A 26576-nucleotide genomic window follows, 5' to 3' on the forward strand; every position below is an offset into this window, starting at 1 on the left:
GAAGCCTTTTTTAATTGGGCTTTTCCATTTTCTGAAACCTGATTTTCTTTCAGGCTAATCACTCATTTACGCTTCTTGCTCGCTTAAATATAAATCGCCTTCGCTTTATCTGCTGGCTTAAATAGTTCTAGAAGCTGCTTCACTTCAGCCTCACTTAGAGACTCATAATTTCCGCTAATGTATTTGGCAACCACAAAAGTTCCTCTGATGGTAATGGGGATATTTCCTTTTTCCCGTAAAACCATGTGGCGGCTGATCGGTTGATCTTGCTCTTTAGCAAGTTGATTAAACATGACGATCTTATCTGAGAATAATGGGAGCTCTTGTATCATCTCACCTACATAATCATGGATCTCTTTTATGCTTAACTGTTCACCGACTGGATCCTTTTCAGGCGAAACAATGACGACGCGATAACCTTCCATTGTTCCCCTCCTCTTCATTAATATATTCCTAAATTTATTATAGACCATTTATCAACGTTTTTTTATAAACGCTGATCAGCTTTCTGACAAAGAACGGATCCGGCGAAGCGGCGGGAATAAATACATCCACAGCCCGGCGATAACAATGGTCCCGAGCCCGCCTATAAAAGCAGCAGGTACTGCACCCAAAAATCCAGCCACCATTCCGGATTCAAACTCACCTAACTGATTCGATGTCCCGATGAAAAGAGAGTTCACCGCATTCACCCGGCCGCGCATCTCATCTGGTGTTTGCAATTGGACGAGCGATGAACGAATGACAACACTAATGACATCTGAACCGCCGATAACCATTAAAGCGAATAGAGAAAGATATAAATTGGTCGAGATCGCAAACAGCATGGTAGCAAGCCCAAAGACACCAAGTGCACTGAATAAGGCCGCACTAAAGGCCCTTTTGATCGGAAAAGTTGCCAAGTAAAAGGACATAAGCAAAGCGCCAATAGCCGGGGCTGTTCTCATTAATCCTAATCCCCAAGGACCTGTATGCAGAATATCTTGTGAAAATATAGGGAGTAAGGCTGTTGCTCCGCCGAGAAGAACCGCAAACAAGTCCAGCGATATCGTTCCCAAAATCACTCGGTGCTTAAAGACAAATACAAGACCTTTAAAGAGGGACTCAAGTGTAACGGGCTCTGTCTTCCGTTCGACAGGCTCCATCCGAATAAAAACAGTAAAAAGAGTTGCTAAGAAAAGAGCAACGGCAGATACCGAATAGACAAACGATCCGCTGATCGCATAGAGCAACCCACCAAGAGATGGGCCAAGAATCTGGGAAACTTGGCTGCCAGAGGTGCTCCAGGCAATGGCCTTCTGCAGGAATTGCTTTGATACAAGCTGAGGCAATAAAGCAGCGCTTGAAGGACCTTCAAATGCCCGGCAAGCACCCAAAACGGCCGCTGCGATTAAGATCTCCTCTCGACCTAACCAACCTGCTATATTACCAACTAACAGTAGTATCGCAATGAGGCCTTCTACCAATCGGCAAATAAACACAATAAGACGCCTGTCAAACCGGTCCGCCGCATGCCCGACGACAAGAGTCAATAAAATCATTGGCAAGAATTGCGCCAAACCGACAAACCCCAAACTAAAGGCATCGTGCGTGACACTATACATTTGCCAACCAATAGCGACAGATAGCATTTGAAAGGACGTTGAGGATAGAATTTGCCCCATCCAATAGAATAAAAATGAGGTCTGTCTAATCATAGGTTTTTCTATATGAACCAAGTAGGCTCCCACCTTTTCGATTGAATGAATTGTCATGTCCTGGGTCCGCCCCTAATATAAGACAGAGAGTATTATACTACTTTGCGCGTTTATAGTATAAAAATCTGTCTTATCTAATCCCTTTACAAATTACCACGCCAAAATCCGTGGATAGCGCATTGACGTTACGCCTATTTCTGCTGAGCGTAACGTCGATTCGCTATTTGCCCTCAAACTAAGAAGGTGGGCCTTTTATCTGAGAAGGTTGGCGGAAAATCCGAGAAGGTCCACAAAAAATCAAAGAAGGTGGACCTTTTATCTGAGAAGGTCCACCCCGACCACGGCAGATTAGCCCCAATTCCTAGAAGGTCTGCCTTTTATCCGAGAAGGTTGGTGAAAAATCCGAGAAGGTCTACAAAATATCAAAGAAGGTGGACCTTTTATCTGAGAAGGTCCACCCCGACCACGGCAGATTAGCACCATATCCAAGAAAGTCTGCCATTTATCCAAGAAGGTTGGTGAAAAATCCGAGAAGGTCGGCAAAAAATCCAAGAAGGTGGACCTTTTATCTGAGAAGGTCCACCCCGACCAGGGCAGATTAGCCCCAATTCCTAGAAGGTCTGCCATTTATCCGAGAAGGTTGGTGAAAAATCCGAGAAGGTCTACAAAAAATCAAAGAAGGTGGACCTTTTATCTGAGAAGGTCCACCCCGACCACGGCAGATTAGCCCCAATTCCTAGAAGGTCTGCCATTTATCCAAGAAGGTTGGCGGAAAATCCGAGAAGGTCCACAAAAAATCAAAGAAGGTGGACCTTTTATCTGAGAAGGTCCACCCCGACCACGACAGATTAGCCCCAATTCCTAGAAGGTCTGCCATTTATCCAAGAAGGTTGGCGAAAAATCTGAGAAGGTCCACAAAAAATCAAAGAAGGTGGACCTTTTATCTGAGAAGGTCCACCCCGACCAGGGCAGATTAGCTCCAATTCCTAGAAGGTCTGCCATTTATCTGAGAAGGTTGGTGAAAAATCCAAGGAGGTCTACAAAAAATCCAAGAAGGTGGACCTTTTATCTGAGAAGGTCCACCCCGACCACGGCAGATTAGCTCCAATTCCAAGAAGGTCTGCCATTTATCCGAGAAGGTTGGCGAAAAATCCGAGAAGGTCTACAAAAAATCAAAGAAGGTGGACCTTTTATCTGAGAAGGTCCACCCCGACCACGGCAGATTAGCCCCAATTCCTAGAAGGTCTGCCATTTATCCGAGAAGGTTGGCGGAAAATCCGAGAAGGTCTACAAAAAATCAAAGAAGGTGGACCTTTTATCTGAGAAGGTCCACCCCGACCACGGCAGATTAGCTCCAATTCCAAGAAAGTCTGCCATTTATCCGAGAAGGTTGGCGAAAAATCCAAGAAGGTCTACAAAAAAAACACCATTTAAACTTCTGTGTATTTTATAAAGTTAATGTATTCATTAAAAACTAACTAGTGTAAAATAATAGCGTACTTGCAGCACATTATAAAGGGGTCCGTTTTCGTGGATGAACTAGCATGGTTTGACTTTTCATTATTTCTTCTTCTTTTAGGCCTTTTTGTTATCGTTTTTGTAAAGGTAACCATTTCGAGCTTACATAAAGTCTATTTTATGTTCCACTTCTTTATGATGCTTTGGCCATTAAGTCAGGCCATGGTGGACTTGAGTCATAACGCAACTACCCAATTGACCTATGTTCTTTTTTCTTTCGTAGCTCTCTCCTTGTTAGGCGGAGGCTGGCTACTCCTGACGATCTACCTCTCCGGACGAGCCCGCTATATAAAAGAAAAAGACCTTATCGCTATTTTCATTCCTGCTCTCCTATCAGCCATCATTGTTTCGGCGAATCCTTTCCATTTATTTGTGAAAGCTTCTAACAATAATTATGTTCATCGTACTTATGGCCCTTTGTTTTGGTTGATCATACTGATTCTCTTATGCTACTTTACTTTTTCTATCTATTTTATTATCAGAGGCTTAATCTCTAGGAAAACTACCATTTTTGCAAAAAAACAACTTAAGCTTACTCTCTGGGGAATCATCGTCCTAACTTGCTTTTCCTTAGCTGACTTGTTTATCAATGTAATTTTAAAAAAGTGGTTTCCTATTCCCATTATTCCAGGCTTAACTTCTGCCGGTATTTTTCTATCCGACCTGTTTTTTGTAGTGGCAGTTGTTCGTTATAAAGTTTTTGATATCGTCCTCATTGCCCATCAGGATATCTTTAATACCATCCCGTATGGCATGCTGGTATTGGATGAAAACGAAACAATTATCGAGATGAACAAAGCCTTACACCATTATTTTGATTTTAATTTGGAAGAAACGTTCGATATAGCTTCCTTTTTAGAAACCGTTCAAGTAGAAGGCGATAAACAAGCCTTTCTAGATGCCTACCATTTAAAAAGTGGTGGATCAGCCAAACTCCATATTATCCTGGATCAGCCATCGGCAACCCATTTTATATTGGAAGCATCTCCCATCCTTTATAAAACGAATAATCCGATTGGTCAAACCATCACCTTCCAAGATGTGACGAGACTTCGCGAGCTTGTTTCAGAAATGGATCAAAAAAATAAACTGCTTCAAGAACGCAACTTATCTCTTGAAAGCACACGTGACCAATTAGCACAAGTTAATCTTCAACTGGAAGAAATGGCGAATACCGACAGCCTTACCAATTGCTATAACCGTCGCTACATGACTGAACTTTTGTCTCAAGAATTGGTCCATTATACTCCCAAGCAGCCATTTGCTCTCATTCTGTTTGACATTGATTACTTCAAAAGAATAAATGATCAATATGGTCATTTAATGGGAGATGAGGTGCTGTGCAGAACCGTTCAAACGGTCAAACACATCATCCGCCCCAACGATGTGCTGTCACGTTACGGCGGTGAAGAATTCCTGCTCTACCTTCCGCAGACAGACCTCGAAGAAGCCAAGGTTCTGGCTGAGACGATAAGATTAGCCGTTCATCAAAATATCATGTTCTTTCAGCCAAATCTTGAAATGATTTCTGTCTCAATTAGTATAGGCTTATTACATGTGGATGAAGCCTACATGACTAGCAGCGTTTATGATGGAGAGTTGGTCAGTTTATTTGAAACAGTTGACCAAGCCCTCTACCTTGCCAAGCACAATGGAAGAAATCGAGTCGAGTATTCGGTCAGAAATCACCTTTATGATAACTCTATCTTGAACTAACCTGATCTCTTCCCAAGAAAAGCCAGGCGTTCACCTGGGAGAAAATCATTTTCACGAGGTGAACGCCTGTTTTTATTTTTCAACCTTCTTAAGCTTTTTTCGTACCGCGTCCTCTTTCTAGAAGACCTTTCTCTTTATCTTGAATCACTTGCTCTCTCATAAGAAAATGCTTCTTCTTTCCGGTCGCTGTATAAGGAAGTTCATCGATAAATCGATAGAATCTTGGAATTTTATAATCAGCTAATGAGGTGTGCTCCAGACAGTAGGTGTGCAATTCATGTGCTGTCAGAGACTCATCCTTTTTAATAATATAAGCAACAACGGATTCGCCTCTCAGTTCATCTGGAACACCGACCACAACCGCTTCTTCTACTTTTGGATGTTGGTTCAGAATCTCTTCTATTTGAACCGGGTGGATGTTCTCACCGGAAGACACAATCATATCGCCTTTTCTCCCGACAATGGTGATAAACTCGTTCTCATCCCAAGTTCCCATATCACCAATATAGATCCAACCCTTATAAAAGACACGCTTCGATTCCGCTTCATTATTGACATAGGCGTAGGCGGTTTTGGCAGGGGCTTTGACAATGACCTCGCCCACCTCTTGTCCATCCTTAGCGACAACTTCATGAGGTTCCGCACGGCGGTCAGGGAATACTTTTACAACCGCTACATCGTCATCCGTACAAGAACGACCGGCGGTACCGGACATTTCAGGAAGATCAAACGGACGAAGGAACGTATTCCAGAACGCTTCAGATGTCCCGTAGCCATTAAAGATATTAGGGGTCAACGTTTCTTGGAACTTAATGCAATCGGCCTTCTCAAAAGGCGCTCCCATTGTGACGATTCCTTTTAAGTTAGTTAAGTTCGCTGGCTTCTTAACCTGTGCCGCATAGAGAAGTTTGAGGATGGCGGGAACTCCGACTAAGAACGTAATTCCATACTCTTCTACCGATTCCAGTGCCGTTCTTGGATTAAAGTTTCTAAGGATGACCACTTCTCCCCCGACATAAAGGGTAGGATTAGGTCCTCCAGAATGGATCCCGCCGCGATGGAACCATGGTGTCATGTTCATCGTTTTATCTATTGGACTAAGCGGGAAATGCATGATCACGTCATGAGCGGACAGAACTTCATTTATATTGTTAAGAGGGACCCCTTTAGGTTTGCCCGTTGTCCCAGATGTATAAAGCCGTGTCACTTCCGCATAAATATGCGTCGAGACGTTTAGCTCTGGCTCTTCAGTGGAATGATGGACTGTATAATCTTTATAACTAATATGCCCTTCAGGAACCTCTACGCTATTTGTCATGTCAACCATTACCACTCGTCGCGGCTTATGAGAAGCCATCTCTAGAGCTTGAATAGCGATATCTTTGAATTCGGCATCATAAAGATAAACAGCCGGCTTGCTGTCATCTAATATAATAGCCGTTTCCCCAGGTGATAAGCGGAAATTAATCGGGCAATTAATGGCGCCTACTTTCTGTGGTGCGAGATAACTAAAGATAAATTCGACTGAATTGGGCAATTGATAGACGACAACCTCATTAGGCTTAATATTGTCCTCAATGAGTGCATGTGCCAATTGATTAACCTCTTGGTTCAAGGTTTCATAGGTCCATGTCTTGTCACGAAGCGGGCAAGTAACAGCTGGGCGGTTCCGGAAACGATGAACGTTTCGCATGAATCCATTGATGTAAGTGTACTCTTTTTCAAAAGTTTCTTTGAACATCGAGACATCATAAGTAAAAGTTTGTTCCATAGCTTGTCTTCCTCCTGAATTTTATTTAAAGCCTAAGCTATTTTTAATTGTTAGGATTTTAATTTCCCGCATTTTTATTAAATCGGCCGACGATCAAAGAAGCGTTCTGACCTCCGAAACCGAAGGAATTAGACATTGCGATGTTAACCTTAACCGATCTTGCCTCATTAGGCACATAGTCCAGATCACAGTCTGGATCAGGATTTCTATAATTTAAAGTCGGAGGAACGACTTGGTCTTGAATAGCCTTGATACAAGTTATCAATTCCGTTACCCCGCCTGCTCCCATCAAATGCCCCGTTGCGCCTTTGGTTGAGCTCACCGCTAATTTCTTAGCTTGTGCCTCACCAAAAACAGCCTTCAAGGCGGCTGTTTCAACCTGATCTCCTAATTTCGTAGAGGTCCCATGAGCGTTGATATAATCAATCTGATCTAGGGCTAGTCCAGCTGAGTTCAAAGCCTGACGAATACAGGCCATTTCACCCTCCCCATTCGGTTCAGGTGCGGTGACATGGTGAGCATCATTCCGATTCGCATAGCCTAATAATTCTGCTTCAATTGGAACGCCGCGTTTTTCTGCTGATGAAAGGGTCTCAAGTAGCACTGCTCCTGCTCCCTCACCAATCACAAAACCGTTTCTCTCTTTATCAAACGGTCGACTGGCCATTTCAGGATCCGTCTCTAATGATAGGGCTTTTGCCGAGGACAGACCGCCGACCATTAATCCTGTTAAAATTGATTCCGCCCCAACAGCAATGACCAAATCGGCCTGTCCTGAATTTAGAAGCATGGAAGCTATTCCAACCGCATCTGCACCTGCTGAGCAAGCGGTTCCCACTGTTAAGCTAGGGCCCTTTAATCCGTGTGTGATGGCCACTTGGCTTGCTCCAATATTGCCGAGCATCTTCGGAACAGTATGTGGGCTCAAGCGAAAGTTTCCTTGGCTGGATAATTGTTCTTGCGAGGAACTCATCGATTGAATCCCTCCCAGTGCTGTTCCTAAAACAACACCCACCCGTTCCAAATTAATATCCTTCAGGCGGTCTTTTAAAGCTTCCGCTGCAGCAATTAACGCATACTGCATGAAAATATCGGTTGTTCGGATGAGCTTTTTGGGTAAAAAGGCAGTTGGATCAAAATTTGGCACTTCTCCTGCAAGGTGGATCGGCCAATCTTCTGCCTCATAGCGTTTGATAGGTCCAATACCACTTTTGCCCCTTATTAACTGTTCCCAATAAGTGCTGACCCCAATGCCAAGCGGGGTAACAGCTCCCATCCCTGTTATGACAATCCTTTCCTTAGGCACATCTAGACCCCCCTTTCCTTCCTAAATCTCACCTTCACCAAAACATCCTACCAATTTCTCCCAAAGAATTGGAAACTTCTTCTGAAGGTTAAACGGTCGACCTTCAGGACTTACAATAGCATGTCTTGTTAAGCCTTCCCCCGCAACCTCTCCATTTTCCTTTATGAGCTTGTAGGAAAAAGTCATCCTAGTTCTTGTAAGACTTACCAAGGAGGTTTTAACGATGATCTTTTCTAATGGCTTTAACATTTTTTGATAATCGCTCTCAGCCTTTAGACAAACTAAATAGATGCCTTGATTATGAAAGGCCTCCATATAAGGAAAGCCATAATGCTCTAGAAATTGAAATCTTGCATCCGTAAACCAATCGAAGTTCTTCGCATAATAGGAGATTCCCGCAGCATCACAATCTCCCCATGTCACAGTCATGGGTAAATCATAGTACATCTGCTCGTTCATCATCTTCCCCCTCCCGCCCTTTTTTATATAAAAATTTACACAATCCATGGGTTATTTTATCACTCAAACTTTGAATTAGAAAATGAATCGCTCATGCCTGCCAAGCAAGGTCCTTTATAAAGTCATTTAGTACAGGTTAAATTAATGGAAGTCAACATCTAAATGGATTATGATTACATTTATCCCCAAAATGGTTAGGATTATGTCAATAAGGAGTGTGTTAACATGCAGTCATTACAGGGAAAACATGCATTGATTACTGGGGCAGGAAGAGGCATCGGACGAGCAACAGCCATCTCTTTAGCCAAAGAAGGCGTGAATCTCGGGCTTATAGGACTAACTGAGAGTCATTTAGAGAAGGTCGCTGAGGAACTTTCTTCCTATAATATTAAAGTCGTCACATCGGTTGCTGATGTATCTGATCTCGCTTCTGTGAGTCAAGCGGTCGAAAAGATCAGCTCCGAGCTTGGTCCCATTGATATCCTTATCAATAACGCAGGGACAGCAAAATTCGGCGGTTTTCTTGACTTAACCCCAGAGGAATGGGAACAAATCATCAAAGTAAATTTGATGGGAACCTATAACGTCACAAGAGCCGTTCTTCCACAAATGATCGAGAAAAAGTCCGGAGATATTATCAATATTTCCTCAACTGCAGGACAGCGCGGCGCTGCAGTTACAAGTGCTTATAGCGCTTCTAAATTTGCCGTTCTCGGATTAACTGAATCTCTAATGCAGGAAGTCAGAAAGCATAACATCCGAGTAACAGCCATGACACCAAGCACAGTTGCCACCGACCTTGCTTATGATACGAATTTAATAAACGGACCCGCAGATAACGTCATGCAGCCAGAAGACCTTGCCGAACTCATCGTTTCAACATTAAAATTGCATCCTCGAGTGTTCGTCAAATCAGCTGGTTTATGGTCAACTAATCCATAAATAAAACGACTAAAAACGTTGAATTCAACCTTGAGTTCAACGTTTGTTATTAATCGTTCATTACACTGAAATTATGGAGCCCGAGTTACACCTTAAGAAGAACATAACTGTTAAATAAACGTTTGTTTAAAAAAGAAGCTCTACTAGTCCTAACCATGAGCTTATTTGACCAAAGAGGCTGGGACAGAAGTAGTTTACGAATAGAAAAAACCGAACTTGTTCACACATTTTAATGTGGTGGGTTCGGTTTTTCATTTATAAGTTAAGTCAGTTAGTTTAGTTTTATCCCAGCCTCGTTCTCTTTCTTATTTAAATGTTCCTTCAAAAAGGGTTTCATTTAACGGTCTGCGATCAGATGGCTGTTCGCGTTCCTTTAACCCTTCTGGTAAGGCTTCTTTTTCTCCTTGGTATCCAATGGCTATAACGACCTGACAATCAAAGTTGTCTGGGATATTTAACACGTCACGAGCTTTGTCTCCATCAAAACCACCCATCGCATGAGTGACTAAGCCTTCTCTTGCTGCTTGTAAAGAAAGGTAACCCCATGCCGTACCCGTATCGAAGGCGTGTTTAGGGTCTTCTTTATCGGAAATGAGCAGGGCTAAAACGGGTGCTTTCTCACACCACATAACGTTTCTTTCATTAATAAAAGAGTAAAACTTCTTTCTGTCTTCTTCAGTTCGAGCAATAATGAACCTCCACGGCTGCAGGTTAATAGCAGAAGGCGCCCAGCGAGCTGCTTCAAAAATACGCATTAGCACCTCATCTGGTACTTCTTTGTCTAAGAAAGACCGAGGAGACCATCGATTCAAATAAACAGGATCAATATCATGTTCAGCATGACGATAGGGGTTAGTTTGTGTTTCTGTCATGGTTGATTGTTCCCACCTTAAGATAATATATTGTTTCTAATGGATTATAAATAGAAGACGATTTTAAATCAACTAAAGAAACTTGATCATCATTCTTCCTCTGATTAAGGCTCTGTTAAAGACCGTCGTTTTATAAAAGTAATTATAAGTCTAACTGTAACCTTATAAACGCTAAGATTTAAACTCAGCTAGCAAACCATCCGTTCCAAATAATAACCGTGATAATAGTTCGTATAGTTTTTCGATTTCTTTTTGACTCAAGGGCTTCATCCATTCTTTTGCTAATCCCTCAACACCATGTATGACATTATGCAATTTTTCGATTCCATCCTTAGTTAAAGTTAAGTCATATAGTCGGCGATCTTTTATATTTCGTTTTCGTTCAACTAGATCCCATTTTTCAAGATCATCTACGATCGCAACGATGGTTGATTTATCTATTGACATCTTCTTTGCCGCTTCACTTTGAGATAACGGACCATAGTTTCTCAAACAGATTAGTAAACCGAAATGGCGAGCTCGAAGTCCCATTGGTTCAATGGCCCTTTCAAACTTCTCATGAATAATTCTCCCAGCTCTGGAAAGAAGGTATCCGGTACTCATCATTTGATCCATCGTTATTGCTTCTCTTTTATAGTCTTTATTTTCAGCCATCATACATTCACCTCAATTTAGCGGGTTGACAATCCTTTAAAATCATCATACCATATGGATTGTCAGATAAACAGTTTGGAAACAAAACCATTTTATAAACAAACTATAATTATGCTGTTTGAAAGAGAATCTGGAGGAAAACTATTAAGCTCAACTTAACCTTTTAGATTTAATTTATCTTATGGTCCTTTTTAAAAGTGGACTTGGAGTCATGGATGGGCTTTGTTGTGAACAGGGCATCTTTACTAAAACTACAGCGAAACTTTTGAGGTGTTAAACAGATGCCATCTACCCATTTAACAGGAATAATGATCGCTATCTTCCTTGTTGTTTTTATAATATATAGAAAAATTAAAAAGTTTTCTGGTTGGCGTCCGCTGCCTCATCCTCTAATTGATTTACTCATGTTGCCTCGAACCTCCGTATTATTCAGAAGGTTGGCTATTGGGTTATTTATGATCATTGTCATCGCGCTTTTAACAACTATCTTCAGTCATATCGCTCTTATCACGAAAGCCTTTCAAAGTGTTACACCCTATATTGGCCATTTCAATGGGCTACTTTTATTGTGGGAGAGTATCGGAGTTGTATTAGGCTTTGGGCTTGCTTTGCTTTCGATCAGGTCCACAAGAATAGAACGGCGTGGTCACGTTTGGTACTATCGACCTAACCCCTATATTGGTACTATTGTCGTAACGCTTGTGCTTAGTAGGATAATTATAAAACTAACACATCTATATCATTTATATAAAATTGAAAAAGGGTTGAATTTTTCAGCTAGCGATCTTCAAAATTTTGATTGGCAATCACAAGTCTCCACCTCGACAGGCGATACATGGACAGGTCTCCTTTTCGCCATGTTTATCAGTTATTTTATTTGTTATTTTATTCTTGTGATTTGGAAGGTACTAGGTCTATATAGGGACCAACTCGATTGAAGAAAGTACCTGTCCTTATCCTTTATACTAGGAGATTTAATTATAGAATTTGTTTGAAACAGAACTGGAATCCAAAATTTTTTATACAGGGAGACATACACCTAAAGGACAAAATAAGTGGCTTGAGACACTATTGGCAAAAGAAAAGACTGGGTCCCCTATTGGATCCAGCCTGAATATTGATTGAAGGTCAACAATGGACTTTTTAGCCACTTAAGCCCTGTTATCCCTTATTCCCTTTTGGGGCAATTGGTACCTATTTACAATGTTCACAATAGCTTTCTGCCACTTTATTTAAAAAATAGGCGTAACCAACTTGTTGTTGTTCCAACATGTTTCTGTGAAAGTCATCCCTAATGAAAAATTCAGTCTGATTTAAAAAGTCTTGCGGTGATGATCGATGCCCCTTTGTTTTTAGAAAAATCAAATGGTCTTTTACACGTTCCAAGATGGCTGAATGGCCTGGAGGGAATCCCTCTTGCAAGAATTGTATCATCTCTTTATTAAAAGACTGTGCCTCCATAGCAGATTCGTTTAGTGACTCTACATCTAGTGGTTCCTTCGATAAGTCAACATTGTATTCTTTTTTCAAATGTTCATTTTGCTCTCTTAACGCCTCTTCCCATTCCTTTTCTGTTTCAAACCCTTTAAACATGGTCTCCATATCTACTTCGACTCCTTCTCTGGCACCTTCGATAGAGGAATAAATGGTCTCAATCAGACCCTTTAATCGTTCCATTTTTTGTTCCAATAAAGATTTTTGTTGAATTAAGGTTTCCTCCCTATCTACTGTGCCTTCCAGTAATTGTTGAATTTCTTTGAGTGGAAAATCCAGTTCCTTAAAAAAAAGAATTTGCTGTAATCGTTCTAAGTCTTGTTTTCCATACAAACGATACCCGGCTTCCGTCGTTTGTTTTGGGATTAATAGTCCTATCTTGTGATAATAATGCAAGGTTTTGACTGTCGTATGAGCAATCCTTGCAACTTCTTGAACGGTATACATGCTTTCACTCCTCTCATTGTTTTTTAGCATAAAGGATCCTCTAAGGTAAGAGTCAACTCGCAATGTTTTGCCCCTCACAAAAAAATGATGTTCCTACTTCCCCACTTGTTTTATCACTATCTTATGTAAGTTCGATTAAGGAACACTAGAAAAGCTATAATTGCCAAATAAAGGACATGGAAAAACCCCCAAAATCGGAAAGTGTTTTTTCACGAAATGGAGGTCCGTATCGACAACGTCTATTTTCGATTGGCTGTTTACGAATCAAAGCTGCGTTTTTCTCAGTGCCGCTTACTCTAATAAGCATAACCTAGTGTCCTGCAGGATAAGCAAGCCAACACTAGGTTAATCAGCGATGGCGATTCACGATGAGTAACAAGCAGTAGGCTGGCTTTCGGAAATCGATTCGATCTTCGCTTTATAAAAAGCAACAAAAGTTTTCGAAAACAGTGATTTAAACGCTGTAGGCCTTCTTCAAAAGTTCGATAACCTCTTCTACTGTAAGACCAAAGGATTTGTAATAGGAGATGTCGCTAATCATCTGCTTCAAGACCATTTCATTGCGTATTCGCAGCATCTCATCGAATGAGAATTCAGCTACAAAGCACCCTTTACCCGTTATTGTATTTATCAAACCGCATCGCTCGAGTTCCTCCCAAGCTTTCTTTACGGTGATGATACTAACACGGAGTTCCTTGGCTGCTTGACGAATTGGTGGTAAACAATAACCTCCTTCTAATTCACCTTTTAAAATTTGGGCGCTGATTTGTTCGAAAATTTGCTGATAAATCGGCTTTTCAGATGTGTTCGAAATCGCTATTCTCATTGTATCTCCACTTGTAGAAATCGTTTATACGCAATTCGATAGGCAAGCAAGGTGAAAGCAATGAATATGACAATTCCTATAATCAAAATGGATGCTTGAAGCGCGACATTGTGAGCACCACTTCCATTGAAAACGTCAGCTACTCTAGAATTCTGTATTCCAAGCCATTGTGCAAATCCAGCAAAAAGCATCGCGACTATAACGGCAACTGTTGTTGCTTGACCGTGCTTATACGCTGTTTTGTAATACATGGAAATAAATATCACGTTGAAGATCGCGAGCATAACAAAACATAATCCCCAAAAACCCATGTGCGGTGCAAAGAAATAGTAAATCATCTTGGGATATAAACGAATCGTTATCATACCATAAATCATGGCAATCACAATATGCAATAATTCCAGGATGACAATAACGGCCACTCTAGCCCTTACAATATCTTTTTTGTCTACAGGCATTATGGTAGTAAATATCAAATCGTTCTGAGTTTTAAATCCGCCAAACATATTCGGTACTGTTATCCAACAAAAATAAAGAGGAACAATAAAATAGATCCACCCAGGAACAAGCATTAAAGCACCAGTTAAAAAAGGGAATACAAAAAACATCGGATTTACTCCTAATTTTATATCCTTCATCACTAAGTTAAACATTCATATCCTCCTTTTTTGCGAAATAAATCATGATTTCCTCGAGGCTCGGCGTGGTTGATTTAATATTGTAAGATGGATTGAAGTCTCTAGAACGGATTAATCCCGTAAAACCGAATGAATTCTTTTTGTAGGAAATCAGCTCTTCCTTCACTAGATTTAGCTGGCCTTCATCACCATTTAGGAGGCGATAGGATGCAATAAACTCTTCCTTGTCAGCACTCTTGATCATTTCACCGTTTTCAATAAAGGTAATAAAATCGGCACATTTCTCCAAGTCAGTTGTAATATGCGTCGAGAACAGAATGCTGATTTCACCATCCATTACAAGCTCTTGAAAAATATCCAACAGTTCATCTCTTGCGACCGGATCGAGTCCGCTAGTCGGTTCATCCAGAATGAGAAGCTTGGCACCATGGGACAAGGCAAGAGCCAAGTTGTACTTTACTTTCATTCCGGTCGACAATTGAACAATTTTTTTGTTTTCATCCAATTTAAATTTCCGCAAATAGTTGTAATAAGTTTCATCATCCCAATTCGTGTAGAACTTCTTAATCACATCGGTTAACGTCTTCATTTTGCTCCGCGTATAAAAGTCAATATCGCCAAATGCATATCCAATTTCCTGTTTCAATTCGATCTCATGTTCGACAATATTCTTACCCCAAATACGCACCTCACCGCTATCAAGATTAATAATATTCAAGATCGATTTAATGGTGGTTGTTTTCCCCGCGCCATTAGCACCGATGAAACCCATAATATAGCCCTTTTCCAACTGGAACGATATATCCTTTAACTCGAAATTTTCGTATTTCTTATTTAAATTCCTAACATCTAATGCCAGCATACAAGCCCTCCTAATCATTGTGCATATCGTATATACACAATATACGCAGCATTACTTCTTAAGTCAACTATTAAATTTTCCTATATGTACCCATTTTTTTGTGTAACCTTCTTTGATTTTTCCTCAACCTTTTAGGATTGAGCTCGTTCGCTTGTGGGCGGCGCTGCACCTTCTGGGATTTTGCGCCGACCTTTTGGGATTTCTGGTGGACCTTTTACGATTTTTGGGTAACCTTCTCTGATTTTTCCTCAACCTTTTAGGATTGAGCTCGTTCGCTTGTGGGCGGCGCTGCACCTTCTGGGATTTTGCGCCGACCTTTTGGGATTTTTGACTGATCTTTTACGATTTTTGGGTAACCTTCTTTGGTTTTTCCTCAACCTTTTAGGATTTGGCTCGCCTGCTTAAGGTCGGCGCCAGACCTTCTGGGATTTTGCGCCGACCTTTTGGGATTTTTGACTGACCTTTTACGATTTTTGGGTAACCTTCTTGGATTTTTCCTCAACCTTTTGGGATTGGACTCGCCTGCTTGTGGGCGGCGCTGCACCTTCTAGGATTTTGTGCCGACCTTCTGGGATTTTTAGCGTACCTTTTAGGATTTTTGGTGGACCTTTTACGATTTTTGGGTAACCTTCTCTGATTTTTCCTCAACCTTTTAGGATTGAGTTCGCCTGCTTGTGGGCGGCGCTGCACCTTCTAGGATTTTGTGCCGACCTTCTGGGATTTTTAGCGTACCTTTTAGGATTTTTGGTGGACCTTTTACGATTTTTGGGTAACCTTCTCTGATTTTTCCTCAACCTTTTAGGATTGAGCTCGCCTGCTTGTGGGCGGCGCTGCACCTTCTAGGATCTTGTGCCGACCTTCTGGGATTTTTGGTGGACCTTTTACGATTTTGGGCTAACCTTCTTTGGCTTTTCCTCAACCTTTTAGGATTGAGCTCGCCTGCTTGTGGGCGGCGCTGCACCTTCTAGGATCTTGTGCCGACCTTCTGGGATTTTTGGTGGACCTTTTACGATTTTGGGCTAACCTTCTTTGGCTTTTCCTCAACCTTTTAGGATTGGGATCGCCTGCTTGTGGGCGGCGCTGCACCTTCTGGGATTTTGTGCCGACCTTTTAGGATTTTTGGTGGACCTTTTACGATTTTGGGCTAACCTTCTTTGATTTTTTCTCAACCTTTTGGGATTGGGCTCGCTTGCTTGTGGGCGGCGCTGCACCTTCTAGGATTTTGCGCCGACCTTCTGGGATTTTTGAGTAACCTTCTTGGATTTTTCCTCAACCTTTTAGGATTGGGATCGCCTGCTTGTGGGCGGCGCTGCACCTTCTGGGATTTTGCGCCGACCTTTTGGGATTTTTGAGTAACCTTCTTTGATTTTTCCTCAACCTTTTAGGATTGGGCTCGCCTGCTTGTGGGCGGCGCTGCACCTTCTAGGATTTTGCGCCGACCTTCTATGATTTTTGGTGGACCTTTTACGATTTTTGAGTAACCTTCTTGGATTTTTCCTCAACCTTTTAGGATTGGGATCGCCTGCTTGTGGGCGGCGCTGCACCTTCTGGGATTTTGCGCCGACCTTCTAGGATTTTTGGTGGACCTTTTACGATTTTGGGGTAACCTTCTTTGATTTTTTCTCAACCTTTTGGGATTGGGCTCGCCTGCTTGTGGGCGGCGCTGCACCTTCTAGGATTTTGTGCCGACCTTTTGGGATTTTTGGTGGACCTTTTACGATTTTTGGCTAACCTTCTTTGATTTTTTCTCAACCTTTTAGGATTGGGCTCGCCTGCTTGTGGGCGGCGCTGCACCTTATGGGATTTTTGGCGGACCTTTTGGGATTTTTGACTGACCTTTTACGATTTTTGAGTAACCTTCTTTGATTTTTCGAAATCATATTGGATGTTGAAAACAAAACTGCAATCGATTTAGCTAGTATGGGTGACTGGCTCCAAGCACTTGGAGGAGTTGTTAGCGCTGTAGAAGGTTTTGAGAATGAGGCACTGATAGGTCCAACCTATAATATGATCGGTAATTTCATTCAAGCGATTGGAAATTCCATGCAGGCATTGTCGAAACTTGAGCCATTGGGGGTAAAAGGGCACATAGAACAAAGGCGTACATTGAATAGTATTGAGAGCTGGATACAAGCCGTTGGCGCTATCCTTTCAACGCTTGGTCTAATAGAGAGCTTTGAGAAGAGAACAGCCATTCTTAATAAAGAATAGGCACAGTGGAATAGAGTCCGAAAGAAAGAGTGTTTAAACCACCTTAAACGCTAGATGGGAGCTTCTCCTTTTGCCCTTTCTTTTTTTCATAGTCGAACTTATTTAAACAGAGGGGCTGGGACAAACTAAACTAACTGACTGAAATTCCGAACAGTAAATTTTTAAGTAAAGAAACAAATAGGAAGCGTAGTCAAAATACGGAGATTCCACCGGGAACAGCACGTGTCCGAAGACCCCGCAAACAAGCGTTTTCCTTGCTGAGTAGGCTTGGGCCTTGCCCGCGGAAAGCGATGTATTTTGACTAGCGTTTCATCAGTGACTTAACTTATAAATAAAAAACCGAACCCATCACGTTAAAATGTGTGAATAAGTTCGGTTTTTTCTATTAGTAAAAAGCGACAAAAGGTATTAGTAATACTAAAAGGACAACGCAAGGGGCAATTGCAATTAGAACAAAATGCGAACGTTTAATTAAATCGTCTGTACTAAACTTAACAATAAAATCATCTAATTTAGGGAATTTCGGAATTTCAATTGTCTCAAAGCGTTGTGCTTAAGCATAATAAATATCCTCAAGAAAAGGTTCCTTTTACTTTCAAGGATTAGACGATGGATTGCCCCCTTATAGAATTAAAGTACATTCGGACAAAGAAACTAAAAGCTATGTCTATAAACAAACGCCAATTATATTGGCAACTTTATTAAAATGGAAGTTCCTTTCTCCACTTTACTTGCTACTTCTATTGTCCCTTGGTGAGCTGTAATAATTTGTTTAACGATAGCCATACCAAGCCCTGTGCCTCCGGTTGGAGCTTCTGTGGATGTTCCCCTATAATAGCGGTCAAATAAATGTTTGATAGTATCTTCATCCATACCTTTTCCATTATCTTTTATCTCCACTTCCAATTGTGGCTTTTTCCTGATCGAAACGGTAATTTTTGTACCTGGTGGATTATGCACAACTGCATTAACGATCAAATTAGTAAAGGCTCTTTTGAGTAAATGTAAGTCACCATTAAAATAGATGGGTCCCTCTCCTAATATTTCAAAGGAATTCCCTTTATTAGATGGCATATTGACTACTTCCGCTATGACCCGACGAAGTAATTCTACCAATTCTATTTTTTGAGAGACATATTTCATACCAATCGATTGGTCCATTCGAAAGGCAATCCCGAGGTCATTAATAAGCTCTTCTAAATGAGCTGATTTTTCTTTAATTAATTGTAAAAATTCTCTTTCTTCCTCTTCACTCCACTTATACTCAGACGATAATAGCATATTTGTATATCCAGAGATATACGATAATGGTGTCTTCAAATCATGAGTAACACCTGCTGCCCATTCTTGTCTTAATTGTTCGAATTCCTTTCGTTTACTTTCGTTCTCTTGAAGAGTAACTGAAAGGGACTCAAGATTTGTATAAACTTCTCGGTAAAGTCGACCAGAAGCAAAATTAAAACGCCGCTTTTTATCAGATTTAAAATAGCTTCCACTAGCCAATTTCTGTATTTTACTAATAATATCAAACATTGGCCGCGCAACATAAAAACCATAAAACAAACAATACAAAATATAAGCGATCAGAATAAATCCAGTTGTTAAATTTATGACAGCCGGAATCGTTGTTTCCTTTAAAACGACAATATAGAATATCGCAGGCAGCGAAACCGACAAAAACAACAATATCTGATGTAAAATGAAGTTTAAAGTAAACCGAACAACGAGCTTACTATTTTCTAAGTTCACTTTCATTTGGTCTCACCTTGTTTGGGTGGAACAAACTTATAACCAATCCCCCTCATTGTGACAATCAGAGAAGGATGCCGCGGGTCCTCCTCCAATTTTTTACGCAGACGCATAATATGAATGGAAACTGTTTTTTCCTCTCCGATACTGTCATATCCCCATACATTTTCATATAATTGACTTGCTGTAAAAACTTGATTAGGATGGTCAGCCAAAAAAAGCAATAATTCAAATTCCCTCGCAGGACAACTTATCTCTTCCCCATTTACCCATAGTTGTGCTGCTTTTCTATCAATCGTAACTTGACCAAAGCGATCAATCTTTGATTGCCTTGCAGACTGCTGATAGTGCTCTTGCCTTCTAAACTGTACGTTTATCCGTGCAACAACCTCTAATGGATTGAATGGCTTAGTTATATAGTCATCTCCTCCGATTCCCAATCCTGTTAGTTTGTCAAAATCACCTGAACGAGCAGTAAGGAACAGAATGGGAACATTAGAATGTTGGCGAATTTCTTGACATAATTGAAACCCATCTGTATCGGGAAGCATAACATCCAGTAGAATCAAATCATATTGATTTTGACTTATTAATTCCTTTGCTTCTTGCCCTGTAAATGCAGTGTGTATGGATGAATAGCCTTCTTTTGTGAGTATGGTCTTTAACATCTGCACAATTCCGGGCTCGTCATCCACTATAAGTATTTTCTGTAATCGCATTCGTCCCTTCACCTTTATCTTTTTATTTATTAAACAGCAACATCACGATTTGTAAAAACAACCCAACTTGCTGTCATGAGAGAAATAATATAAACTAACAGAACAGAAATAGAAAATCCTAATGTCATTTCTGGCCGAGCTGGCAGATGAAAAATGTATAAGCTAACATCACTGTTGGCAAATGGCAGATACTTCAACCAAGAGATTTTTGCTGTTGCCTCTATCATCGAATTACCTACTATCATAATAAACAACGATAGACCGACTGCTAAGGTACTATTACGCAAAATAGTAGAAACCGCAAAGGCTATGGTTACATAACTCATGATCGGGAAAATACTTAATCCATACATCTTTAAATCTTGCATGAATACATTTTTTTGAACGATTTCTCCCTGTTGATTAAAGAACAAATCGGTGACTTGTGCCCCGCCCGTTCCATAGAAAAGAGCATTCGTTGTGTAGCTGCAAATCACTAATAACAATAGCAGGGAGATCGCGTATAGTAAAACGGCCATATATTTTGAGATCAATATTTTTGAACGGCTATACGGACGAATCAACAATAATTTCATCGTACCAGATGAATACTCTCCAGCAACCACATCCGAAGCAATGATAATGGTAAAGAGTATCACCATTTCGATCAACCCAGAAAGTGTCAGCAGAGAAGACAATGGGTTATTTTTTGCAGGGGGAAAATGATGATCCAAACGATATTGAGCAATATTTAATTTATTTTCCGCATCTGCATGTAAGGTTGGAGAAAGGTCCTTAATCTTCAATCTTTCTTCGTATTGTTGTACAAGTTGGGTCGTTTCACTCTTCCAGTTTGTATTTGAAGAAGAGTGCTCACTTGTTTTATCTATCAACGAGGCACCTATAGTTATTGCCAATAGAAGAACCAATAGGATCCATGTTAGTTTACGATTGTAAATTTTCATTAATTCATTAGCAATTAGTCCCTTCATTAGTCTTCCTCCATCATTTCCAAAAATTTATCCTCAAGAGTTGGTTCTTTCATCTCAATGCTATAAACAGTTATCCCCTCATCTAATAGCTTTTTATTAATCACTGGTATATCCTCTTTACTGACTTGAATCAGTAATTTCCCTTGTTCATCCAAAGGTAAAGCCACTATTTTCAAATCGGAAATTACTTGCTTTGCTTCACTTATTTGTGAAGGCTCTATATCAAGGCAAACCCGCGAATTTTTAACATCGAATCTAAACTCCTTCACTTCTTGGATGCTTATGAGTTTCCCCTTTTGCAACACAGCAATTCTGTCACACAACAATTCCATCTCTGAAAGCAAGTGACTCGAAACAAACACCGCAATCTCCTCTTTATGAGCAAGTTTTTTTAAATATTTTCGTAATTCATGAATTCCAGCAGGATCAAGACCATTTGTAGGCTCATCCAATATTAAAAGTGACGGGCGATGTAACAATGCTTGTGCAAGCCCTAATCGTTGACGCATACCAAGAGAATAGGTTCCTACCTTGTCATGAATACTTTCCTTTAATCCAACGATATCGACTATCTCATTTATGCGATCCTTTGAAATGCCAGCAGGAACCATTCTTGCAAAATGCCTCAAATTTTGATATCCCGTTAAATATTTATATAAGTCTGGGTTTTCTACAATGCCACCGATATTTTGAATAGCCTTTTCAAAGTTCTTTGTAATGCTGTAACCATTAATCACTATATCCCCTTGACTCATTTTTATTAATCCAACCATCATTCGAATTGTAGTCGTTTTTCCAGCACCATTAGGTCCTAAAAATCCAAATATTTCCCCCCTTTAAAATATCAAAAGAAAGATTATCAACGATATTTCTCCCTTTAACCCTCTTTGTTACATTCTTTAATTGCACGATCGGTATGGAACTCATATATTTTTTCCTCCTCGATTATTAATAACACCTTTTAAGTAACCTCAAAGTGATTATAGAATCTTAAGGTAAACAGGTGGTAAACTGAAAATAAACATAAGACAAATACACTTTTTATTTCTTGAGGAGAAAAAGGATACAACCGGTTTTGTCCTTATTGAGTAACTAAATGTAAGGAAGCAAACTAATAAAGATTGGAAAAACAACCGGAACCCTTTTTGGACAAAGGATTGAGAGCATATGAAAACATAAAAAAACTGGATCGCCATTGGATCCAGCCTGAATTTGTATTGATTTGATATTGAAACAACTGATTGATTCTGGCTCGCTTGTTCTTCTTCCCTCCATATTTTTACCTCTAATGAACTGACTGTTTCGCATGGAAACCCGAGAACGTAACAACTTCTTTAAATCCTCCTTATCAACCCTGCTTATAGATTCCATCCTGACAGACTTTATCGATTCGTGAGCTTTTTGAAGGGGCTCTGAAGGACAAGATACTACTGAATCCGGGTCATCTTTACCATCGTGATTTCACCCAGTATTTACGAATTTCCTACTCCTATGTCTCACTGTCAGAGATTGAGGATGCTCTTGCTAGACTAGCTATCATAATTAAACGACTCGTTAAAAAACGGACTTAACCTATACATAAGGTCTGTTTCCACCTCCATGTACCGACTTAATATCCAACCGCTCAGCTGTTGAACCAATCTTTAATTAGGTTTTGATTAACAATAAAATACCAAGTAACACAATGAGAACAAATACGTAACGCTCAAATTTATGAGGGGGAATTCGCTTATGTAAAAAGGTACCTAATATGGTTGCAATAACAATCAATGGCAGGGATAGTCCAAAAAGGATAAACACATCTTTTGTCCATAATCCGCCAATTGCTTGACCAACAACTACTAAAACACCGGAAATAAGGAAATGAGCTTGCAGAGTTGCTTGAAATTGATCTCGTTGCCAACCTTTCATCGTTCCGTAAACAACAACAGGCACCCCATTAAAGTTATAAGCACTACCAAGCACACCAGCAGAAAAGCCAAACGGCAATGCCCAAACAGGATTTTGTAACAGACGGCCTCTTGTCGTTTTAACTAAAGTAGGTTTAACAAGTGAATAAATTCCATAAACAACAAGAAAAACGCCAAGAGATACAGTAATGACACTTACTGGAGCAAAAGTAACCATAATCAATCCAGCCGGAATTCCCAGTAAAGTTGAAATGGCGAGCAGAACAAGAGAAGAACGGTCAATGTTCCGCCATCCAGCAGCAACACAAAGGCAAGCCACCGTAAGCCCCGCTAAACCAATTAAAGAAATGGCTGTATGTAAGTTAATCGGCAATAGTGTTAGTAAAGGCATACTTACTATCGCTTCTCCAAATCCAAAAGTTGCCCTCATCAAGGCCCCAATAAACACTATTGTAATAATCATGATAATAAGAGTAATAGACATAAATATATAGCAGCCCCAGTAATCAATATTAATACTTAAACTAGCGAGTGATAAGTATCTAAGCATCTCCTTACGTTTTTATAATAGTTCATATTTATCGTACCATTCTTCTTTAAGCCATTCATTGGTTGATTTATTACAATCTCAATTCAAATCTCTTTTCTACTATGCTCCCCCAAAATATTCAAAACTCAAATCACCCCTCCCCGCACCGTTCTCTCAAAAAAAGTTTTCCGGCAAAATCCGACTAGCCTTGGAATTAGCCAAAGTAACGATAATTAACTGCAATGTATGTTTCATCTTGCTTCAGCGCTTCACCTATCAATCTATTTATTTCTACTCTATTTGCGGGGAGCTTTGCCAATCCCATCTTTGTCTTATGCAAACGATTCAACACAAACTTAATCCGTGACTTCAAGTGACCTTTCACCGTTCCCTGTTACACTATAGTTTTGGCATCGGATGTTTGATACATTCTATTTTTACAGTGCCTCATAAATAAAAGACGAAAGGATTAGACAGTGGCATTCACCATCTTTCCTTTCGTCTTCTTTAGCTTATAAAATTTCGAGATTCGAATGAAACGGGAGAACCGTCCCCGCGTTTCAAGCCCCCCCGAATGAAACGGGAGAACCGTCCCCGCGTTTCAAAGTTCTATTTTAGCGACGGCTTCGCAGTGCATAGTTTGGGGGAACATGTCGACGGGTTGGACTTCGATTGTTTTGTAGCCGCCGTCTTCTAGTACTCTTAAGTCCCGTGCCAAGGTTGCAGGGTTGCAGGACACATAGACAACACGCTTTGGCTTCATCTCAAGAATGGTCTGTAAAAGCGCCTCATCACAGCCTTTGCGCGGGGGATCAACCACCACAATATCCGCCTTTATGCCTTGCTTATACCAATTAGGAATCACTTCTTCAGCTGGTCCCGCCTCAAATGTCACATTGGTTAATTCGTTGAGCTCGGCATTCTTTCTCGCATCTTCAATCGCTTCTGGAACGATCTCAACACCGTAGACCTGCCCTGCTTTTTGAGCAAGAAAGAGTGATATGGTGCCAATGCCGCAATAAGCATCGATGACCGTCTCTTTGCCAGCAAGTTCTGCGTATTCCATGGCCTTTTCATAGAGCACACGGGTTTGCTCAGGGTTCACTTGATAAAAGGAACGCGGTGAGATGGCAAATTTGACGGAGCCTATCGTATCGAGGATCGTCTCTTTGCCCCATAAAATGCGGGTTTCATTCCCGAAAATCGTATTCGTTCGTTTTTTGTTGATGTTCTGAGCAATGGATTTGATCTGAGGGAACTTCTCTGGCAGCTCTTTAATGAATCGTTTTCTGAACGGTAGCTCGTCCGTTTTCGTGACGAGAACCACCATCACCTCATCCGTTTGCTTGCCGACTCGGACGATAATATGCCGCAAAATGCCTTTATGGGTCTCTTCATTATAGGGTTCAATCCCGCTGTCCTTAGCGATTCGCTTGACCTCTTGGATCACTTCATCGACGGTGTCATCTGTAATTAAACAATGATCCATATCAATGATAAAGTGACTTCTTTTCTGATAAAAACCCGCAATAAGCTCACCCTCACGACTTGCAACAGGAACACTCGCTTTATTCCTATATGCCCAAGGATGATCCATCGTAAGAACAGGGTGAACCTTTATCTCTTTTAAACCGCCCAGGCGTTCAAGGGCATCGGTCACCATTTTATATTTAAATTGGGCTTGTCCCTTTGGATTCAAATGCTGAATTTGGCAGCCTCCACAGCGATCAAAAATCTCACAGGGAGGCTCCACACGATCCTCGCTTGTCTCAATGAATTTTATAAGCTTCCCAAAGCCGTAGCCCTTTTTTGTTTTGATTACTTTTACCTCAGCTGCTTCTCCAGGGAGACCGCCTGGAACAAACAGTGTATATCCCTTTACTTTCGCAACCCCTGCCCCGTCATGAGACAAATCGGTAAACGTCACTTCTAATGTATCATTCTTCTGTACGGGCTGTGTGGTCATCCCCAACCCCTCCATCCTGTCTTTCATCTCTTTTTATAGTGGCGGACGGACGATCAAGCGACGATATGCCGCCTTTCCTCCCCCATTATTCAACGCAATTTCCTTAGGAACGACGACCGTTAAATGCTGATAAAGATTGCTAAACTCACCAGGCAGTTCTCCGCCGTACTCGCCATCAAGATTCAATTGCATTTTTTCATCATTAAAAACTCGAATTCGGTTCGCTTTTACATAGATTACATTTGGATCCTTAATATGCTCCCCTTTTACCGCCAGCCTTGCAAGCCGAATGAGGTCCGGGAGCGTTGTTTTTCTTAAAATGACGAGATCAAACATGCCATCATTCATCGAAGCTTCAGGTGCCAGCTTCTCAAAGCCTCCCACTGAATTCGTATTCGACACAAGAAAAAACATGATTTCGTCTTCAAAAAGATGTCCGTCGAATTCAATTCGAACTAAAGAAGGCCGAATCGATGGCAGCATTTCGATTCCCTTCAGATAATAGGCAAGCTGTCCAAGCATGGTCTTCAGTTTGCTTGGCACTTCATACGTTAACTCGGTCAGCTTACCGCCTCCAGCGATATTAATAAAATATTGTCCATTTACCTTTCCAACATCAAGGGGCATATGATAATCCTGACAGATTATATCACAAGCTGCCTCTATGTCTCTCGGGACACAGATCGCTCTGGCAAAATCGTTGGTTGTCCCGGTTGGAATAATCGCAAGCCTTGGGCGATAAGACTGCTCACAAAGCCCGTTGATGACCTCGTTGATCGTCCCATCCCCGCCTGCTGCAATAACCAGATCAAACTCCCTTTCGACAGCAGCTTGAGAGGCCTTCGTCGCATCCCCGATTCCGGTGGTTGCATGACAAGAGGTTTCCCATCCTCCACGCTCAAGCCGATCCAGAATATAGGGAAGGTTCTTTTTTATCGTTTCACGTCCTGATGTTGGATTATAAATTAATCGTGCACGTCTCATTCTTATCACACCTATTATATAAGGTCATGTCATGAGCTTCTAAAAGCTTAGTACCATTATTAACCTTTTATCCAAGAGGTAAAACAAAAACCTCGAGGGCACTCGTCTAATATGTATATGCGACCCGAATAATAAACGTTCACTTTAACACTAGTTTAAACTTAGAAAAGCCCTCCCTGCCATTGGGACAGCTACATTCTTGTCTATTATAGACATTCTTTAGAACGAATTCAAAAAATGCAAGATATGCCGCTTTAACAAATTTTCTATTGCATCCAGGTTGATCGGGAGCGGCGCTGGACCTTCTTGGATTTTTGGGCGAGCTTCTATGATTT

At 40.9% G+C, this 26576-nt stretch carries 21 protein-coding genes and 1 pseudogene; 4 read left to right on the forward strand and 18 right to left on the reverse strand.

The genetic code is table 11. The annotated features are described in order from the left end of the window. Window positions 1–83 precede the first annotated feature (83 nt). Both PU629_RS19980 and PU629_RS19985 read right to left on the reverse strand, forming a co-directional pair. Window positions 84–425, reverse strand: a complete 342-nt coding sequence (locus tag PU629_RS19980) for a DUF3846 domain-containing protein (protein WP_275281773.1) — start codon at window positions 423–425, stop codon at window positions 84–86. A gap of 75 nt (window positions 426–500) precedes the next feature. Continuing rightward, the gene (locus PU629_RS19985; protein ID WP_275281774.1) at window positions 501–1754 is read right to left on the reverse strand and encodes an MFS transporter; all 1254 of its coding nucleotides are present in this window, start codon (window positions 1752–1754) and stop codon (window positions 501–503) included. A gap of 1473 nt (window positions 1755–3227) precedes the next feature. Here PU629_RS19985 and PU629_RS19990 point away from each other — a divergent pair. Continuing rightward, window positions 3228–4931, forward strand: a complete 1704-nt coding sequence (locus PU629_RS19990) for a histidine kinase N-terminal 7TM domain-containing diguanylate cyclase (RefSeq protein WP_275281775.1) — start codon at window positions 3228–3230, stop codon at window positions 4929–4931. A gap of 88 nt (window positions 4932–5019) precedes the next feature. Here PU629_RS19990 and PU629_RS19995 read toward each other — a convergent pair whose 3' ends face one another. From PU629_RS19995 to PU629_RS20005, 3 genes are read right to left on the reverse strand one after another with little or no spacing between them, the layout of a single operon-like run. Beyond that, window positions 5020–6702, reverse strand: coding sequence for a class I adenylate-forming enzyme family protein (locus tag PU629_RS19995; protein WP_275281776.1), 1683 nt, complete (start codon window positions 6700–6702; stop codon window positions 5020–5022). A gap of 58 nt (window positions 6703–6760) precedes the next feature. Further along, on the reverse strand, window positions 6761–8008 hold the full coding sequence (gene fabF, locus PU629_RS20000; RefSeq protein WP_275281777.1) for a beta-ketoacyl-ACP synthase II: 1248 nt from the start codon (window positions 8006–8008) through the stop codon (window positions 6761–6763). A gap of 21 nt (window positions 8009–8029) precedes the next feature. Next, window positions 8030–8470 carry an acyl-CoA thioesterase gene (locus PU629_RS20005; protein ID WP_275281778.1) on the reverse strand — a complete coding sequence of 147 codons (441 nt, stop codon included), beginning with the start codon at window positions 8468–8470 and terminating at the stop codon, window positions 8030–8032. 222 nt (window positions 8471–8692) lie between these two features. Here PU629_RS20005 and PU629_RS20010 point away from each other — a divergent pair, with 222 nt between their 5' ends. Beyond that, window positions 8693–9409 carry a 3-ketoacyl-ACP reductase gene (locus PU629_RS20010; RefSeq protein WP_275281779.1) on the forward strand — a complete coding sequence of 239 codons (717 nt, stop codon included), beginning with the start codon at window positions 8693–8695 and terminating at the stop codon, window positions 9407–9409. 305 nt (window positions 9410–9714) lie between these two features. Here the strand turns inward: PU629_RS20010 and PU629_RS20015 are convergent, their stop codons facing one another. Together PU629_RS20015 and PU629_RS20020 are read right to left on the reverse strand one after the other, a co-directional pair. After that, window positions 9715–10281, reverse strand: a complete 567-nt coding sequence (locus PU629_RS20015; RefSeq protein WP_275281780.1) for a nitroreductase family protein — start codon at window positions 10279–10281, stop codon at window positions 9715–9717. A 171-nt stretch (window positions 10282–10452) separates the two neighbouring features. Next, the gene (locus tag PU629_RS20020; RefSeq protein ID WP_275281781.1) at window positions 10453–10935 is read right to left on the reverse strand and encodes a MarR family winged helix-turn-helix transcriptional regulator; all 483 of its coding nucleotides are present in this window, start codon (window positions 10933–10935) and stop codon (window positions 10453–10455) included. Window positions 10936–11216: 281 nt separating this feature from the next. Here PU629_RS20020 and PU629_RS20025 point away from each other — a divergent pair, with 281 nt between their 5' ends. Further along, complete coding sequence (locus PU629_RS20025) at window positions 11217–11873, forward strand: CcdC protein domain-containing protein (protein WP_275281782.1); 657 nt, start codon at window positions 11217–11219, stop codon at window positions 11871–11873. Window positions 11874–12129: 256 nt separating this feature from the next. On the opposite strand, the gene PU629_RS20030 is transcribed toward PU629_RS20025, so the two are convergent. From PU629_RS20030 to PU629_RS20045, 4 genes are all read right to left on the reverse strand, one after another. After that, the gene (locus PU629_RS20030; protein ID WP_275281783.1) at window positions 12130–12906 is read right to left on the reverse strand and encodes a MerR family transcriptional regulator; all 777 of its coding nucleotides are present in this window, start codon (window positions 12904–12906) and stop codon (window positions 12130–12132) included. A gap of 424 nt (window positions 12907–13330) precedes the next feature. After that, a complete protein-coding gene (locus PU629_RS20035) occupies window positions 13331–13702 on the reverse strand; it encodes a GntR family transcriptional regulator (protein WP_275281784.1) in 372 nt (123 codons plus the stop codon). Continuing rightward, window positions 13699–14355 carry an ABC-2 transporter permease gene (locus tag PU629_RS20040; protein ID WP_275281785.1) on the reverse strand — a complete coding sequence of 219 codons (657 nt, stop codon included), beginning with the start codon at window positions 14353–14355 and terminating at the stop codon, window positions 13699–13701. The genes PU629_RS20035 and PU629_RS20040 overlap by 4 nt, the downstream gene beginning before the upstream one ends. Next, window positions 14348–15202 (reverse strand): ABC transporter ATP-binding protein, encoded by an 855-nt coding sequence (locus PU629_RS20045; protein WP_275281786.1) that lies wholly within the window; start codon window positions 15200–15202, stop codon window positions 14348–14350. The genes PU629_RS20040 and PU629_RS20045 overlap by 8 nt, the downstream gene beginning before the upstream one ends. Window positions 15203–17083: 1881 nt before the next feature. Between PU629_RS20045 and PU629_RS20050 the strand changes: the two genes are divergently transcribed. Then, entirely contained in the window at window positions 17084–17413 is a 330-nt protein-coding gene (locus tag PU629_RS20050) for a DUF6944 family repetitive protein (protein WP_275281787.1), read from the forward strand. Between the two features lie 684 nt (window positions 17414–18097). On the opposite strand, the gene PU629_RS20055 is transcribed toward PU629_RS20050, so the two are convergent. From PU629_RS20055 to PU629_RS20085, 7 genes and pseudogenes are all read right to left on the reverse strand, one after another. After that, the gene (locus PU629_RS20055; protein ID WP_275281788.1) at window positions 18098–19168 is read right to left on the reverse strand and encodes a sensor histidine kinase; all 1071 of its coding nucleotides are present in this window, start codon (window positions 19166–19168) and stop codon (window positions 18098–18100) included. Further along, window positions 19165–19881 carry a response regulator transcription factor gene (locus PU629_RS20060; RefSeq protein WP_275281789.1) on the reverse strand — a complete coding sequence of 239 codons (717 nt, stop codon included), beginning with the start codon at window positions 19879–19881 and terminating at the stop codon, window positions 19165–19167. Before PU629_RS20060 ends, PU629_RS20055 begins: the two co-directional genes overlap by 4 nt. A 29-nt stretch (window positions 19882–19910) precedes the next feature. Then, a complete protein-coding gene (locus tag PU629_RS20065) occupies window positions 19911–20852 on the reverse strand; it encodes an ABC transporter permease (protein WP_275281790.1) in 942 nt (313 codons plus the stop codon). Then, window positions 20852–21779 (reverse strand): annotated as a pseudogene (locus tag PU629_RS20070) (ABC transporter ATP-binding protein). Before PU629_RS20070 ends, PU629_RS20065 begins: the two are co-directional and overlap by 1 nt. A 720-nt stretch (window positions 21780–22499) precedes the next feature. Further along, window positions 22500–23246, reverse strand: coding sequence for a sulfite exporter TauE/SafE family protein (locus PU629_RS20075; RefSeq protein ID WP_275281791.1), 747 nt, complete (start codon window positions 23244–23246; stop codon window positions 22500–22502). A 646-nt stretch (window positions 23247–23892) separates the two neighbouring features. Further along, window positions 23893–25257, reverse strand: a complete 1365-nt coding sequence (rlmD, locus tag PU629_RS20080; protein WP_275281792.1) for a 23S rRNA (uracil(1939)-C(5))-methyltransferase RlmD — start codon at window positions 25255–25257, stop codon at window positions 23893–23895. 33 nt (window positions 25258–25290) lie between these two features. Beyond that, window positions 25291–26241 carry a diacylglycerol kinase gene (locus PU629_RS20085; RefSeq protein WP_275281793.1) on the reverse strand — a complete coding sequence of 317 codons (951 nt, stop codon included), beginning with the start codon at window positions 26239–26241 and terminating at the stop codon, window positions 25291–25293. Window positions 26242–26576: the final 335 nt, after the last annotated feature.

The organism is Pullulanibacillus sp. KACC 23026 (genome assembly GCF_029094525.1).
Lineage (GTDB): Bacteria > Bacillota > Bacilli > Bacillales > Sporolactobacillaceae > KACC-23026.